Origin of the sequence: Christiangramia sp. LLG6405-1 (assembly GCF_045055805.1) — a bacterium.
Taxonomy (GTDB): domain Bacteria; phylum Bacteroidota; class Bacteroidia; order Flavobacteriales; family Flavobacteriaceae; genus Christiangramia.
This window is the reverse complement of sequence record NZ_CP159330.1, coordinates 2,963,446-2,980,161: the sequence shown is the minus strand read 5'-3', so window position 1 is coordinate 2,980,161 and position 16,716 is coordinate 2,963,446. Positions and strand designations below refer to the sequence as shown.

16 protein-coding genes are annotated in these 16,716 nt (G+C 31.3%); 3 read left to right on the top strand and 13 right to left on the bottom strand.

The features are described 5' to 3' along the window. Nucleotides 1-11 precede the first annotated feature (11 nt). The 8 genes from ABVM50_RS13720 to ABVM50_RS13685 all read right to left on the bottom strand — a co-directional run bounded on the left by ABVM50_RS13720 (nt 12) and on the right by ABVM50_RS13685 (nt 8,763). A complete protein-coding gene (locus ABVM50_RS13720) occupies nt 12-557 on the bottom strand; it encodes a hypothetical protein (RefSeq protein ID WP_405199079.1) in 546 nt (181 codons plus the stop codon). Nucleotides 558-671: 114 nt separating this feature from the next. Continuing rightward, nucleotides 672-1,892: a hypothetical protein gene (locus ABVM50_RS13715; RefSeq protein WP_405199078.1), complete on the bottom strand. Its 1,221-nt coding sequence runs from the start codon at nt 1,890-1,892 to the stop codon at nt 672-674. 179 nt (nt 1,893-2,071) lie between these two features. After that, entirely contained in the window at nt 2,072-2,722 is a 651-nt protein-coding gene (locus ABVM50_RS13710) for a hypothetical protein (protein WP_405199077.1), read from the bottom strand. Nucleotides 2,723-2,858: 136 nt separating this feature from the next. Beyond that, nucleotides 2,859-3,653, bottom strand: coding sequence for a hypothetical protein (locus ABVM50_RS13705; RefSeq protein WP_405199076.1), 795 nt, complete (start codon nt 3,651-3,653; stop codon nt 2,859-2,861). A 146-nt stretch (nt 3,654-3,799) separates the two neighbouring features. After that, the gene (locus ABVM50_RS13700; protein ID WP_405199075.1) at nt 3,800-4,924 is read right to left on the bottom strand and encodes a helix-turn-helix domain-containing protein; all 1,125 of its coding nucleotides are present in this window, start codon (nt 4,922-4,924) and stop codon (nt 3,800-3,802) included. A 195-nt stretch (nt 4,925-5,119) separates the two neighbouring features. Next, nucleotides 5,120-6,202, bottom strand: a complete 1,083-nt coding sequence (locus ABVM50_RS13695; RefSeq protein ID WP_405199074.1) for a hypothetical protein — start codon at nt 6,200-6,202, stop codon at nt 5,120-5,122. Between the two features lie 309 nt (nt 6,203-6,511). Beyond that, entirely contained in the window at nt 6,512-7,447 is a 936-nt protein-coding gene (locus ABVM50_RS13690) for a hypothetical protein (protein ID WP_405199073.1), read from the bottom strand. Nucleotides 7,448-7,608: 161 nt separating this feature from the next. Then, nucleotides 7,609-8,763: a DUF3800 domain-containing protein gene (locus ABVM50_RS13685; RefSeq protein ID WP_405199072.1), complete on the bottom strand. Its 1,155-nt coding sequence runs from the start codon at nt 8,761-8,763 to the stop codon at nt 7,609-7,611. A gap of 244 nt (nt 8,764-9,007) precedes the next feature. Here ABVM50_RS13685 and ABVM50_RS13680 point away from each other — a divergent pair, with 244 nt between their 5' ends. After that, on the top strand, nt 9,008-9,466 hold the full coding sequence (locus ABVM50_RS13680; protein WP_405199071.1) for a hypothetical protein: 459 nt from the start codon (nt 9,008-9,010) through the stop codon (nt 9,464-9,466). An 896-nt stretch (nt 9,467-10,362) separates the two neighbouring features. Here the strand turns inward: ABVM50_RS13680 and ABVM50_RS13675 are convergent. From ABVM50_RS13675 to ABVM50_RS13665, 3 genes are all read right to left on the bottom strand, one after another. Then, entirely contained in the window at nt 10,363-11,037 is a 675-nt protein-coding gene (locus ABVM50_RS13675) for a hypothetical protein (protein WP_405199070.1), read from the bottom strand. A 186-nt stretch (nt 11,038-11,223) separates the two neighbouring features. Then, nucleotides 11,224-12,249 carry a helix-turn-helix domain-containing protein gene (locus tag ABVM50_RS13670; RefSeq protein ID WP_405199069.1) on the bottom strand — a complete coding sequence of 342 codons (1,026 nt, stop codon included), beginning with the start codon at nt 12,247-12,249 and terminating at the stop codon, nt 11,224-11,226. A gap of 155 nt (nt 12,250-12,404) precedes the next feature. Next, entirely contained in the window at nt 12,405-12,815 is a 411-nt protein-coding gene (locus ABVM50_RS13665) for a hypothetical protein (RefSeq protein ID WP_405199068.1), read from the bottom strand. A 333-nt stretch (nt 12,816-13,148) separates the two neighbouring features. On the opposite strand from ABVM50_RS13665, the gene ABVM50_RS13660 reads away from it, so the two are divergent. Further along, complete coding sequence (locus tag ABVM50_RS13660; RefSeq protein WP_405199067.1) at nt 13,149-13,538, top strand: hypothetical protein; 390 nt, start codon at nt 13,149-13,151, stop codon at nt 13,536-13,538. Between the two features lie 494 nt (nt 13,539-14,032). Continuing rightward, nucleotides 14,033-14,530, top strand: a complete 498-nt coding sequence (locus ABVM50_RS13655) for a hypothetical protein (RefSeq protein ID WP_405199066.1) — start codon at nt 14,033-14,035, stop codon at nt 14,528-14,530. Nucleotides 14,531-15,322: 792 nt separating this feature from the next. Here the strand turns inward: ABVM50_RS13655 and ABVM50_RS13650 are convergent. Together ABVM50_RS13650 and ABVM50_RS13645 are read right to left on the bottom strand one after the other, a co-directional pair. Continuing rightward, nucleotides 15,323-15,790 carry a hypothetical protein gene (locus tag ABVM50_RS13650; protein ID WP_405199065.1) on the bottom strand — a complete coding sequence of 156 codons (468 nt, stop codon included), beginning with the start codon at nt 15,788-15,790 and terminating at the stop codon, nt 15,323-15,325. A gap of 146 nt (nt 15,791-15,936) precedes the next feature. After that, entirely contained in the window at nt 15,937-16,653 is a 717-nt protein-coding gene (locus tag ABVM50_RS13645; protein WP_405199064.1) for a GNAT family N-acetyltransferase, read from the bottom strand. Nucleotides 16,654-16,716 lie beyond the last annotated feature (63 nt).

The following is a 16,716-nucleotide window of genomic DNA, read 5'->3' as shown; positions in this document are numbered from 1 at the left end:
GCAGCTGGCGTTTACTTTGATTTTCTAATTAGATTGTCATTTTCGTCTCGGATAGGTTTGAAGGTGTATACGCATGCACAACCTATTTTCCTTGTGCATTTTTCATATGGAATTACATCGCTTTTAATAACATCTCTTATAGGAAATTCTTTATTAAAAATTTCTTTGCAGGCCTCACAATCTTTAGTAGTTGCAACGATAACATTTAATTCTAAATTTGAAGATTCAAACTGTAATTGTAACTTATTTCTATTCAAACACTGTTGAATTTCATTTGCTGCTTTTCCTTCTATTTTTCTTCGTAGATAAAGCATTTCGAAATATATTTCAATGTTTCTTTTGTAGAATCTCTCCAAATCTTTTGATTGCGTAGCATTTTCATGTAAAAGTGTGTTGAATATATGCCATAGGAAATCATTAATGTTAGTGCTGAACTCAACTTTCCATTCTTCGTAGTAGCTTCGAATATTTTGTTCCTCCATACCAAAATTTTCAAAAAATGGCATATAGTTTTTAATCAGCCATTCTATTGATTTTTCGTTTTTGGTATTAGGCATTAGTACTTTTTTGGATTATTCTTAGCTTGCTGCCAACGGTTACGGTTATCGCAAGTTGCGGGAGTAGGGACGCGGACTTGTCGGATAAACCATTTTCTTTCCTGGTTTCTAAAATTACACTTTTTCCGAAAAACCCGTTATTTGCGATGAACCGATGTTGGGCACAGTTTTGATCTCAAATTGTTTGTTGTTATCTATAATAAACTCTCCATTAGTTTTTTCTAACCATCTTTCTGCAATTTTTATAAATTCAAAAACCAAATATATATATGGTTTAGAATAATCAGTATTTAATTTAAATCCTTTCAATAGGCCATTAATTTTATCTCTTTCAATGAAGTCTCCGAAATCCTGAACCTGGGAATGAGAATCATCAATCTTTTTTAGAAGAATATACCTGTCAGGAAACTCTGCATTTTTAGGATTAATTGATATACCGGAGACTGCTTTATATTCTTTAGCTTTAAACTCAGTAGAGAGGAATAAATCAGGATTTGTTCTTAAGCGATTAAATTTATCAAAACTTCCAACCCATCTTAATAATTCAATGATTATGCTGGCCAATTCTTTCCCATGATAGAAGGAAGAAATTGTTTTATCTGCAATTGCTTTTAATTTTTTCTCGTTTACTTCCAGTTTTTTAAAAATTTGAAAGCCTAGAAATGATTTACTTTCCAAATTTGTTTTTATTTGATCCACTTCAAGATTCATAAAGTTTTTAATATCTTCTAAAGATTTTCTTTTGGAGTATCCGAAAATGATTTTGTTCAAATGATTTATTATCGTCAAAATTTCTGTATCAACTTCTACTTTTAAATAATCATTTATTACGTCAAAGAGGGAACCATTTTTATGAAGTTGAATAATTGTATGAGTTACTATATTTGTTATTTTCTTCCGAACCTCAATCTTTTCTTTATTTTTCAAACTGTATGTTACCGGTCTTCGTTGTCTTAAATCAAATGGCAAATCATCAAGACTTCCATAATCGAGATTGTAAAAGCAAATTATTTTATCCCAACCTATCGATTTAGCCGCGTAACCTAATTCTATCAGCACATTTGGGTTAGGTGTTTTTCTTTTCGGAGAATCTGAATTTATTATAGAAATATCAGCTATAAAAACTTTTGATTTGTCAATCTTTTTAAAAATAGATTCTGTTATGTCTGGAGTTCCAGTTTCTTCTTTTGTATCTCGATCAATAGTTAACTCTATAGAAAAAGGAGCTATATTTTTTAGTTCTTTAGGGACTTTCTTAAGACAAGATTCTAAGAAACTTCTATTGGAATTATTTGGCAAATCTGATTGCCAAGAATAAAAAATTGTGTTCTGCATTTCTTGAAAATTGTGCCCAACGGTCTCGGTTATCGCCAGTTGGCGGAGTAAGGGACGCGGATTTGTCGGCTTAGTGCATTAATAGTTGGTCAAGTTAATTATTTTCTTTCTAACGCTGCCGGCTATTGGCGATCAACCGTTGTTGCCTAGCGTTTTGTTTACAAATTCTCTATTGATCTTTATTTTGGTAAAGAAGGCGGTGGAGGAGGTGGCGGTAAATTTGTAATATCAAAATGTTCAAATAATACATTGTATTCGAAAAAGTTATTCTTCTGATTGGAGTTTATTTTTTCAAAATTGTGTACTATTTCTTTTAAAACCTTTTTTGTTTTATTGATGTTTTGATTCTTGTCTATATATAAATGAACTAAAGCAGGTTTTAGAACTTGTTCGTTATATTTGAAATTATATGGTTTAGAGATTATGTTGTTTAATTCAATTTTCAAATCTTCAATTGGAATTTTCTCTTGATTAAATAAGTCGGTTACAATTGAGTCATTTTTTATCATAATAATGTTTCTACTAAAATAACACACTACGATATTAGATGTTGGACACTCAGAAGATCCAGTTAAAAAGTACTCTTTATCATCTATAGTAAAACTTAGTCCGGCCATTATACCATTACATGTAAATTCACCCATTTTAGAAGTTAATTCCTGAAAATTTTGACAAGAATCTATATTTATAATTCTGAAGTTTTCTTCATTTTTTAGTTCTTCAAAGCGTTTAGAATATATTTTCTGAGTCTCGGGTTCCTTTTGCTCTTGGTATGATTCGCAACTACTAAAAGTCAACACGGGAATCAATATGTATAGAATTTTTTTCATCAAAATGCTTGGCAACGGTCTCGGTTATCGCCAGTTGGCGGAGTAGGGGACGCGGAGTTGTCGGCTTAGTATTGGTTTGTTGGTCAAGATAATTATTTTCTTAATAAAGCTACCGCTTATTGGCGATTAACCGTTGTTAGCTGCTGGTCTTATTTCTAAACTTGATATTATTTTCTATTCCTATCTCAATTTCACTTTTGGTACGATAATCTAGGGGAAATGGCATATAGATAGATAATTGAAACATTTTAAAATTTAAATCCATTGGTTTATCATAGTTTTTAAAACTAGTAATATTGTTAAGTTTATCTATTTCTTGTTGAGAGTCAATTGTTAAAACGTAACCATAAGGAGGATATGCTATTTCTGAACAATTTATAGGTGTACCAGTTTTCAAATTACCTTTTACCACATGATGCATATACCTAATTTCTTCGGCTCTAGTTAGGTAACTAAAAACCTTAAATTTATCTGGTAATATTTTTGATTCTTTGTCAGAAACAAATGCTGAGAGTTCAGGGTAAGCGTCCAAATACCATTCATCGTTAATTGCTAAAAACATTGAGATTATTTGTTTCAAAATTTTTAGAGGCTCAACTTGTTTTATTGTATAATAATGCAGATGATATTCTTTGTCTAATAAAATTTCAAATCCCCCAATCACCCATTTTTTATAGGCTGGCACATATTCTGCTCCTAAGAAGTTGTTGCATCTCTCACAAAAAGAATTGTAACCTATTCCACCTTGCTTAATTTTTCCTTTTGGAGGATCTGCTATGGGATTTTCAACTTTGATAAAATCTTCGAATGCTACTGATGAATACTTGGTACTACTATTAAATGTGGTTTTTGGCGGAACGTGTTCAAATGACAACATAGTTTTCTTACCACAAAGTCTGCAAATTCCAGATTTCATCTTATGTCTACCCATGATCTTGATTTGACTTGCAGCTAACGGTCCCGGCTATCGCAAGTTGCGGGAGTAAGGACGCGGATTTGTCGGATTAGTTCTTTTAATAATTAGTCTCTAAAATAACCATTTTCAATCAACTACCCGTTATTTGCGATGAGCCGTTGTTAGGCGCTGACCCATTTTTTGTGAATTTGTATAACCTTGTCAACTATTATTGGATCCATAACCGTTTCTTTTCCATTAGATTCCATTATTTTCTTTGCGTGTTTTGCTGAAAATGATGGTTTAAGCTCATCCAATAGTTTACTATTTTTAATAATGTAATTTTCAAAATCTTCTCTCTCTTGTCGATTTCTAAAAATTATAAATGGGAAGTATGAACCTCTTGATTCTAAATTAGATAAGTTATTTGTCAAAAATTCAAGAAATGCACCATTAGCACTCTCTAATTCATAATGAAAATAATATACTTTTGAATTGGATAAATAAATAGTAGTAGGAGAGGGTGCAGAAAACTCAATCCTCATTTCATCACAAGTTATATACTCTAACTCAAATAATGTAGTCGAGTGGTACTTGAATGTCGCAGTTCCCAAAAAAGATTTTGGGTTAGTGAAAAAATAGCTATAAGTCTCCCAAAATTCTTTTAATTCTGAGAACTCAATTCTAAATTCGGGAAACTCTAAATTGAAAGCATATGATTTATTACCTATATCTTTAAACCATTCCTCTGGTTTTCGTAAAAGAAGTTTTATTTTTTGTAAAGGTGGTATATCTAAACCAAATCTTTCTTTCCACATTTTTTCAATCTGTCCAATATCTGCGCTCTTATCTATAGGTGTATTTGTATCATTAGTTCTCGTATAAATGTTATTTGCTTCTACTTTTTTTTCTTGATCACGATAGGTTTCTACGATGTAATATGGTTTAATCGGATTATTTAAAATAATTATAACATCAATAATCTTATCGTTAATTTCCAAAGTATGTATTTCAACTTCAGGTCGGTTATCTCCCGCAAATTTCTGAGCTCGTAAAAAATCAATTAATTGCACTTGAGTTTTTCTTCCAATTTTATTGGCCTCTAAACCTTTAATTTCACAATTGTCTTTTGGATCTTTAACACCTAAGATTAGGTATCTATCTCCGTTATAATTGCAATTAGCCAGGCAAAGAATATCGTGTAAAAGTGATGCTTTATTTCTATGAGGATCTTCTTTAAAATCCCAAAAAACACCTTCTCTCTTAGAATTTATTAATTCGGAAATAATACTATGAAGTTCCTGCATTTGTTTTGGGTTTGCGCCTAACGGTCTCGGTTATCGCCAGTTGGCGGAGTAAGAGACGCGGAATTGTCGGCTTAGTATTGGTTTGTTGGTTAATTTAATTATTTTCTTTCTAATGCTGCCGCTTATTGGCGATTAACCGTTGTTGGCATTAGTTTTATTCCACCAAAATTTCATCGAAAATATGAGTAATTTATTTTAGTTTTTGTTTGAATTCTGGTTCAATTTATTAATGGAAACTAAAGGTTTAGATATTTCACTATATTTTTGATTATTCCAGAATTCATTAGTGTAATTACTTGAACTTCTTCTAAATTTAACGCCTTTTTCCTTTGACTCAAGAGACCTTTCAATAAAGGTCAGTTTTGAAAAGGATATATATTCAGCAAAATCTTCCTTTTTTCTTTTTTGACGAAATAATGATTTTTTAATTATTTGCCTATCTTTTAAAAAGTAATCGTTTACATTTTCGTAATGTTCTTCTTCTAACCTAAGTACTACTTTCCCTTCTGAACCATATGCCTTTCTTGTTTGAGAGGAATAATTTTCTTCTAACAAATAAGCACTCTTTTCTCTACTTTCATCATCAATGTATATTTTGCCTATTTCTTTACTCGTTTTAGGATCCTTAATTATTAGATTATTGATTCCTTTCTCAGATTGAACTATTTTGTAATCATTGTATTTCTTATTAAAATCATAAATACTCCTTAGTTTATAATTTGGTATTGTAGTACCCTCTAAAGTAACTTGAACAAACCAGCTTTCTTCATTAGAAATCATAGTGTCATTTTGCAGGGAACGATATTCTAAAATCTTTCTGTCGATACTGTTTTTTTCTTTATTTATTTCATATTCTACAATACCATCAATATAACGTCTTATCGTGCCATCTTTTGTGTCATAAGTCTTGAAATAGTATTTGAGAAAAACAATATTGCTTTTTGAAGGAATTATAACTACTTCATTTAAATTTTCTATTTTTTGAGATAAAGAAATCGTATCTATTTTTTCATTTGAGTTGAAAATGAATTTTTCATATCCATAACGGTAAACATTGAAAAAGTTTGCATTTTTATCTTGTTTATCAATCGGAATTTTTAATCCCCCTTTATTATCACTTATTGATATTATTCTACCTTTCTCATCTACAACATGTGCGTACTCAATAGGTTGATTATTACTTTTATCGACAATGAAAATTTTTCTATTATCTCCTTCTTGTGATATACTGGCTGTGCTATTTAAGAGTGCGATTAGTATTAAAATGTATTTTTTCATATAAACTATTAGATTGCCAATATCGCTTTCGATTAGCTCCAGTTGTGGGATTTAGAACTTGAATTAATTTAATCGGTTGTTTTGTAAAATGGTTGCTAACATATAACTTTCTTATAAAATCCGTGGTGTTACAATATGCGAAATATATAGTTTTGACTTCTTATAAAATTAATGCCAACGGTCTCGGTTATCGCCAGTTGGCGGAGTAAGGGACGCGGATTTGTCGGCTTAGTATTAGTTTGTTGGTCAAGATAATTATTTTCTTACTAACGGTGCCGCTTATTGGCGATTAACCGATGTTGGGTACAGTTACCTATTTCCCAAACATTCATAATTTCCTTTTACTTTACGATAATAATCTTCCAATGGTTCGAATCCGATTTTTTTTCTTTCAATCTCTGCTATCTCGCAATCACAAACTTTTGCATTTAAATAAGTTCCATACAAATTACATCTGTCAGAAATCTTTACTCTGTTATTTTCCTTGTATACAATATTTTCTTGTTCTTCACTTCCGATTCTATAGTCAATTATTCTAGCATATTGGTATGGGTACATATCTCCATGCAAAACAGCTTCTAGCATATAAGGCTTTAATTGAACTATCCACTCTTTTCTAAAATGCAAAGGTAATAAAGTGATATTTTCGGTTACATCATATTTACCTCTTGGCGTAATTTCTCCAATTACAGAAAATCCCGGCCACTTGTCATTGTTTTGTTTAATAATTTCTAGAAGTCTGTTGTAATTGTAAGAATCAATTTTTCTCATTTTTCGCCAGCTACCAAAAATTGGAGTTCGCGCTTTTTGATCATTTTTTACCATTTCTGCAATCTCACTCCTCAATTGAATATTCAGAGTTTTCAAATGGTCTTTATGTAATGAATCATATTCCCTCTTAATAATCTTCCATCTGTTTGATTTTTTAAATATAGATAGTTGTTTTTTCATCCTTTTGTAAGACAATCCATTGGAAATCGCTTTTCTAAGATATTCATAAGTCCTTTCCGAATCACGCAACATTTCAGAGTTCTTTGCTGCTAATAAGTAATCTTCTTTAAAAGGTTTATTCACCAAGTTGAACGAGACACGATATAATGAATCTGATATTTGAAAATTCCCATCTAAATGAGCAATCTCAGCGTCATTTATAGTTTGATAATAATTCAGATAATTCTGCCCTAATAGTTTCTGAAATCCAAAAAGCAAAGTTATAATTGATAATAATACTATCTTATTCTTCATTTGATCACTTTCTTTGGTAATTGTACCCAACGGTTTCGGTTATCGCCAGTTGGCGGAGTAAGGGACGCGGATTTGTCGGCTTAGTATTGGTTCGTTGGTCAATTTAATTATTTTCTTACTAACGCTACCGCTTATTGGCGATTAACCGTTGTTGCCCACAGTTATTTTATTCTTTCTATCATATCTTTTAACGATTCATATTCTGGATAATTAAGAATATCAATTTCTTGCATACTTCCTAATAATATTAAATCTCGACATTTTCTCATTCTAGCAACCATTGGTTGCAGTATACTATTATATCTATTGACAAATTCCACTAAATCAGATTCATTTACTGGTAGTTTGTAACCACCACTGTTTGAACTAGAAATTATAACATCATTATCTCTAAGATTTCCAATAATATTCTTTCTGAACATTCTTACTGAAATATCAATTCCTAGCTCAAATTTTAATTTATCTAATAAATCTTGGGTTTGTACGAAATAATGTGGACTAACTTTTTGAATTAGCATCAGATATTTTAATAAGTAAATCTGTGCGGTAATTTCTGTCTCAGTCTTATTTTCGTTCTTTCTAATATAACTTTGAGCCAGTGATAGTGTTAGATCAGCAATTCTATAATTGTAATTTTGAGCTTCTTTTTCTTCTCTTAAATAGTTGGAAATTTTATCTGGCCAAAATCTAATGTTTAGTTTTTCTTTTAATAGATTTAAATAAGCTTGTGAGTCCTCTGTATAGTGTTTTTTGTCAAAACATTTTGCTAGTGATCCTACTATAAAATCACTTAACTGAACAAGGCTATTCTCTTTACTATCGCTAAATTCAAAGATTTTATTTTCGTTGAATAAATCATATTGAGTTATTTCTTTTTCAATATATTCTTTAAAGCTTTTTTGAAATTCAATACTACCAATTTCATCAGCAACGAAATTTATCTTTTTGTTTAAGCGATTTAAATCTGAAACAAGTTGTTTATTGAAGTATTTGTAGAATGACTGTTTTATGCTTAAACCTTCTGAATTTATTTCACTTTTGTCTACAACGAAAAGATATATTGAAAAGTCAATTTTATTAAGTTCATTTAGAATCGTAAGTCTTCTTGTATGAGCTCTTCTTTTTACATTAGAAGATTTAATCTCACTATTTTGAAAATGATTTTTTCTAACTTCTTGAATTATCTTTTCTCCTGATTCTAAATTCTCTTCTTTAATTAAAGTCGCACATAATAAAAAATGAGATGAAACTCCATCTTTATCTATTTCTAAAGAATTCGTTCCGAACTCATCTATGTGTGCTAGTATTTTATTCAAATCTCAATTAATAATTGTGGGCAACGGTCTCGGTTATCGCCAGTTGGCGGAGTAAGGGACGCGGATTTGTCAGCTTAGTATTGGTTTGTTGGTCAAGTTAATTATTTTCTTTCTAACGATGCCGCTTATTGGCGATGAACCGATGTTGTGCAACGTGCATCTCTACTATACTTCTTTTAAATATATAATTTTTGTAAGATTCGATTCGTTAAATAACTTTATTTGTAAACTTAAATTTTCTTTGATGTTTAAAATACAGCTTTTCAAACAACCTCTTTTTACTCTCCTTTTAGTTTTACTATCAATGAATATAGGATGTAGTTCTGATGATAATGACTTAAGTCAGTCATTAAAGGCAGAAATTCATAGTACAGTTCTAACTGAAGATGGAAATGGTATTTATGGTTATTTTACTGGGAATTTTACGGGAAATGGTGGAAGTTCTGAGAGAATATTTTCATGGGAAAATTCATTAGATACGGCTAATTTCAATGCCGAAATAACAACTCCTGGCAATGGTATTTTTACAATGGTAGTCAAGGATGCTGATGGCAATATTGTTCTTGACAAATCTTTACGGGCAAATAATGAGTCTGATTCTTTTTCAGGCGAGACAGCTAACGGAACTCCGGGAATTTGGACTGTAACTTTTAACCTTTATTCCTTTGAAGGTGATGGATATTTCTCTTTAAGCGAAATTTGAATTATCTCTTTGGATAGAACTCTCTAAGTAGAAGAGTTTCTAGTTCAATTTTATCAAATAAATGTTTGAGTTTTAAATCTTCCTAGTTTCTCCTTCAATGATGCATTTTGCACAACGGTCTTGGTTAAGGCAAGTAGCGTGGAGTAGGGACTCGTACTTGTCGGCTTAGTTGTTTTTTACTTGGTGTCTAAAATATTACTTTTTAATGGAATGCCCGCTATTTGCGCTTAACCGATGTTGTACATTGTGGCGATCCTCGGAATATGTTGTTTTGTTCTTATTCTTTTAAATCATTTTTGTTCTTTTCTGACTTCTTTTTTTTGTTTTTTACATTCGAGTAAGAGTCAGTTTTTATATTTTTTAAACTTATTCTATTTTGTCATTTTTTACGTCTGAATGGAAGTCTAATTTATCAATCTGAATACATTCAAGTTATCCATTTTTCATACTTGAGTAAAAGTCAGAATAACAAACTGAATATATCTGTTTTTACTTTTTTTAAGTTCGAGTAAGAATCCGCGAACAGGTTTTAAGATCATCTAATTTTTCACACTTTTCATCCTATTAAACTTTACTCATAAAATTCACGCTTGACTAGCTTTTGATCTTAACTAAAATCTTGAAAAAGTCAGCGCAACAGTGGCGAGAGGTTGGTTTTTAAATTCAGATTGGCCGTTATTTTGTGCGTTTTTCATTCTGAGCCATAATTTACAACGGTCTCGGTTATCGCCAGTTGGCGGAGTGAGGAACGCGGATTTGTCGGCTTAAATTGGTTTGTTTGTCAAGTTAATTATTTTCTTTCTAACGCTGCCGCTTATTGGCGATGAACCGTTGTTCCCTGCAGTACCGTTTTGATTATATTGTTTTGAAATACTCTTTAAGAAGCAAAGCTTGTACTAGTTAATCGGTTGTGGTATAAACTCAATTCCTGTACAATTCTGTTTATCAATTTCCACCTTTAATTTTTCAGATACAAAATGTTTAAATCCACCTGAAACATGTCGTAAAGAAAAAAAATCTTCACCTATGGTAGATTTTAATATTACATTATTACAGAAAAATTTAATACGTTTTGATTTCAAATCACAATTCAAAACTTTTTTAAACTGATCAATTGTTCTGATTTCGATATTCTCCAAAAAAGTTCCACCCCCTAGCTTTCTTTTTCTTAAAACAAAATTTGATTTCTCGAAATCTATATAATTAAAACTGAAAGTATGCGAGTGCATTATCCAGTAATTTTCATAGTACTCATTTTTATAGATAATAGGAGCTTTAAAAAATTGAAATTTCGAATTAGAATGCTGCTCAAGTATATTTTTCAACTTAGAACTCATCAATAATTTCAAAGAAAATCCTATAATATATGCACTTACTAGATCAGTAATTTTAGCTCGTTTATGCAATATAGCATTTGATGTTATAACTTCACTATCTATTCTATCGAATCCGAATCTTTCAATAAATTTTGGATCATCCCAAATATGGCAATTATTTTTTGCAGTCTCTACTTGAGGATACTTTCCTATCTCCTTAACATTTAATGAATTACGAATCTCGAAGTATTTCATCAGTTAAATTTTAATGTTCAGTTTAATATTATTCATCGGTATTGCTGGGAACGGTTACGGTTATCGCCAGTTGGCGGAGTAGGGAACGCGGATTTGTCGGCTTAATAATGGTTTGTTGGTCAAGTTAATTATTTTCTTAATAACGCTACCGTCTATTGGCGATTAACCGATGTTGGCACCTGTTTATTAAACGGTCATTAATAAGTCAATCGCTTTCTGACGAATATTTCTATACATTGTTCTAAAATCATCTTCAAAATAGTAAATGTATAATTCATGTTTTTCGTCCATTCCTAGAAGTCTTTGAGTGTCCGTGGTTCCAGTAGCAATATTAGTTCCGCCGTCTGCTGTAATCCTCTCTATATGTTCTTCTATTTGCAAAATTGTAAAGGGAATTAATATTGGTGTATTAAAAAAAGATTCGTGTTCCTCCATTTCTTTTCTAACCATACTCTGAGTTACTTGATAAAATTTCGGAGCAAAATTCGCATTCATATATGAGATCATAACCTTATGAACTCTATAATCAAAATCATCATTTGGATTTGTTTTTATCCCTTGAATTTCAGCAATGCAAAACTCTCTCAGTTTATCAAGTTTATATTTCTTACTTGTATATAAGATATCAGTTATTACGGTCGATAATTTTTCTTGTTTTTCAGTTAATCGCTTTATTAAGCCCGAGATTTCATCTGTAAATGATGTGGTAATATGTTCTTCTGGTAAACTTCTTAACCAGTCATTAATCCTAATAACGTCCAATCCAGTTGCCTCAGTGTTAGAAGTTCCATTTCTATAATATACTGAACCTGCTTTGAGACCTTTTAAATCTTTTGTTGGTGTCAACGGTAGATCAAATTTTCGAACGGGAAACTCTAGTATTCCAAAAATTTTCTCCTGATGATTTATATGATAAAAATTAAAAAAGGGCTTTGGAAAGACATTACTACTAACTTTCTGTTGTAAAGCAGCCTCATCTATCGATGTCTCGATTCCAATCAGGTCTAATTTATCTTGTTCAAGTTCTTTAATACCAAAAACAATATATGAAGTTTCGTTTCTTATAGTATTTGAAAATGATATTACATCTTTAATTAAATCAGAATTAGCTTTTAGTTTTTGATTTTCGAAATCATACATTTTCTTTTTAAAATCAAGAATGGAAGTTTCTGATTGTAAAAGAAAATTTTCAAAGTCTTCTGTTGTTATCATTCTTATAAATTGGTGCCAACGGTCTCGGTTATCGCCAGTTGGCGGAGTAAGGAACGCGGATTTGTCGGCTTAGTATTGGTTTGTTGGTCAAGTTAATTGTTTTCTTTCTAACGCTACCGCTTATTGGCGATTAACCGTTGTTGTTGCACGTTTAATTACTTCTCAATAAGTTTTAAGTAATTATTACGTCCGAAAGTTATTTGATAAGACATATACAGCATCACACCTACAGAATAGAAAATCATTAAATATAGATTGATGTCAATCAAATAGGTTAGTCCTATAAGTATAAATTGTATTAAAATTAGTATTGGTAAAACCCACCTATTTTTTGAGAAACCAGTCAGTTCAACTGCTTTTGTTTCATCTTCCTTAAGTGATATCTCCTCCTTTTGACTTCCGCACCAATCGATTCTTGCGTGCAATTTATATTGTCCTGGTTCTATTTCGAATTCCCTAGTTTCTCCATTCTCAATTGTTCCAATTTTCTCCTTATTTAAGTATAAACCAATTTTTCTTCCTCTATTGGCAAATTCGGATCTTCTATCGATTATTAGTTTACTCATTGAATTCGAAATTTTTAAAATTAAATGTGCTACAACGGTCTCGGTTATCGCCAGTTGGCGGAGTAAGGGACGCGGATTTGTCGGCTTAGTATTGGTTTCTTGGTCAAGTTAATTATTTTCTTTCTAACGCTGCCGCTTATTGGCGATTAACCGTTGTTATATACAGTGGCGATTAGTTATAATCATTGTTTTGAAATATTTTTTGTAATTTAAATGAAGTTAAATAGACAAATGACTAGATTTATTAATTGAACTAATTAACAATTTACATATTGTTTTATTGATTAATTATCTATTTATTTGTTCCGAAATGATTATTCATTTTATCCACATATGGCAAAATCAACTTATACTGAACTAGAGGAAAGATTTGAAAATGAAAGAATTACAGTTAAGGCTAATGGTCTTAAAGGTAATTTTATTTGCTTATCAGGAAAATCTGGTGATTTCTGGGTAAGTGTTATTCCTTCACTTAACACTTCAGGTTACGGTTCTACAGAAGAAGAATCAAAAGAAGATTTAAAATATAATTTAGATTTATTTTGTGAAGATCTATTTGCGTTAGATAGAGTTTCTATGAATAGAGAACTTAGCAAGTTAGGATGGAGTAGAGATAAATTTTTCAAAAAACGTTATTCTTCTTCTTATGTAGATGAAAATGGAGTTCTTCAAAACTTTGATTCTCCAAAAGATGTTAAGAAATCCGTTCTTGAAACTGCTTAGACTTGGGGAATAACAGGCCAATTAAAGTAAAAGACTGGATAAAATTTCTTGAAGCTCACAATTGCAAGAAAAAGAGGCATAATAAAACTTCTCACGAGCATTGGAAATGCCCTAATTGTTTTCGTACAATTACCTTTCGTAGCCAGTACAAAGAAATTCCTGCAATGCACTTGAAAACTAATCTTACTACAATGGGGTATGATCTACAATATCTTTATCAGTGGTTGGAAAATAATTAATTTTTTGGAGTAGTTTTATTGAGCCATTGTATATAACGGTCTCGGTTATCGCCAGTTGGCGGAGTAGGGGACGCGGATTTGTCGGCTTAGTATTAGTTCGTTGGTCAAGATAATTGTTTTCTTACTAAAGGTGCCGCTTATTGGCGATTAACCGTTGTTACCTGCCGTAGCGACTACCTAATTATGATTGTACTTTTTTAAGCTTTACTTGATTAGTATCTTTTCCAAAATTTAATGAAACGAATATAGGGCAATATGAAAAAAGTTCTTCTGATTCTATTCTATTTAATTCCAGTTTTATCCTTTTCTCAAGTAAAAGATACAGTTTACATAAGATTTGACCAGCGATATGATGAAATGGAAAAAGCTGATTTTACTAAAGGAGTTCAAGCTGGATCTCCCGATGAAAAATTAGAAAAATCAATTGCATATTGGGTAAGGCAAATGGAAGAGGAAACCTATGGTGACACTAGATTTCGTTTTACACATTATAATCAAAGCCAAAAGGCTTATAACCATTTTGGAGGCAAACCGCCATTGATCTTGCAAAAACATAAGTCATTTTTAAAAAACAGGAATACTTTAGACATTAATCTTTTTAGAACAATGCCCTATATCAAAATAGCTAAAACTTTTGAAGAAGAGAATAGTTGGGAAGAAGATGTTATGATATTTATGATTGATGAAGAGGAAATTCAAAATGATAGTATAACACTACGTCAGGTAAATTTTACGAGACCTGTTAAGCAATAATTTGATTAGAATAGATTATAAAATTCTTACTACTTGTTCATCCAAAACTTGGTAGAGCTATTGCAGGTAACGGTTGCGGTTATCGCAAGTTGCGGGAGTAGGGACGCGGACTTGTCGGATTAACTTTTTTCTTTCCTGGTTACTAAAATTACACTTTTTTGGTTAAACCCGTTATTTGCGATCAACCGCTGTTATTTAAAGTTGCACAAACTAAAAACATGTTTGGAGTTCATATTAATTGAAATATGATTCTATGATATTCTTCCAGTTAAATGCTAATAGGAAAGCGACCGTAAATAGTACAAATGGTATTGAGCTTAATACAATCCATTTCACATTTTTTGAGGCATCTTTTCTTCTCAGAAGTTTCAGAGAGTTTATAAATGACATAACTACAACTCCAACCGTGAGTAGCACTAGAAATAATCTACTATTTTCAAATAGCCATTCATTTAAAACTCCTCTCAAGAATTCCGTTATACTGAATATTAGTAAAAGCGAGATACAGAAAATTGAGAAGATCCAAACAGAAAGCTTTTTATAGTCAGTTTTATTAGAAATGTTGTTATTCATTCTTATTCAAAATCAAAAAATTTTTAAATTAAAACTCAAATGTGCAATTTTATATAACGGTTACGGTTATCGCAAGTTGCGGGAGTTGGGACGCGGACTTGTCGGATTTACTATTTTCTTTCCTGGTTTCTAAAATTACACTTTTTCTGCAATACCCGTTATTTGCGATTAACCGATGTTGGCACGACGTGCATCTTTTCTAATTATTGCTTTATAAACTTATAATTTGAAATCAATTATTTCAGTGCTTTTCTTGTATTGCAGGTCTCCGGTATCATCAAATAGTTTATCCCAGGTTATTTCATTAAGATATTCGGAGTGTAGAAATTCATCAATAATGTCAACTTCGTTCGAAGTGAATTCTAAATCTGCTTCAAATGGTAATTCGGAGTGATTAGAATTGATAAAATTTACTCGGAGTTGTCCGGCCATCTCATCATGCCATATATAGTAAATTAAATCAGAGATAGTTTTAGAAACATTGAGCTGAGACTTTCTATTCTTCTTTATGCGAGACAGAAAACTTATAAAATCGGTAACCTTGAGTTTAGCCAAATACTTTTTAGAAATAGTAAATGATAGCATATTTTCATAAGTCTCATTTTCTACTTGAGAAGTTTCATCAGTAAGAAAAACTTTCTCCGCGATATATGATTCGTATTGATTGAAATATTCTTCTTTACTCATAATCTTATGCATGCGTGCCAACGGTCTCGGTTAACACAAGTTGCGGGAGTAGGGACGCTAACTTGTCGGCTTAGGTTTTAATTGTTGGTTAATTTAATTATTTTCTTTGAAATGCTACCCGTAATTTGTGATAACCGTTGTTGTGCTTAGTGTTTTATGTTCTCAATACTGTTTATAATTATAAATGTCCCAGAGTCAAAAATATCAAATGGAAAATATTTTACTTTATCAGTGATAATTTTACTCTTGCTATCTAACTCAATTTGCCAGTCGTAGTGCGCGGGACATATTATTGGTTTAATCAGTGTTTTATTATCATTCTTATATTTTAATTCCCAAATCCATTTAGGTTGATTTCGGTCGGTCAAATGAGGTTCACAATCCCACAATTTTAATTTGTCAAGTTTAGAATCTAAAAAATCATTAGTCGGATTCAATACATCAATAAGAGTTTTGTACATATTAATTTGTGAATTATTGGGAACTTCAAATCTATTAAATCCACACTTCATCCAAAAACCTTCCGATTTTTCTGGAGAACAAAATAGTTTAACCACTATGACACCTCTTGACTTCAAAATATCTAAGGTGTCTAATATAAATTTTCTAGCAATTCCTCTTCCACGGTGAATGGGTTCTATTTCTGCAATGTCAATTACAGACATTTCATCATAAATTCTAAATAAGGCAAATGCTATTGCTTTATCATTTTCGTTAAGAATGCTAATTCTGTTTTCTTCAAAAGCTTTAGGAATCATTTCCAAATTTGTAAAAAAGCCTTCATTTTTATCATTCCACTCTTGAGTTAACCAGTTTTCAATTTCAGAAATATTCTGTTTGGTTGGATTAATTGATGTTCTCATCTCGGTTAAAACATTATGCACAACGGTCTCGGTTATCGCCAGTTGGCGGAGTAGGGTACGCGG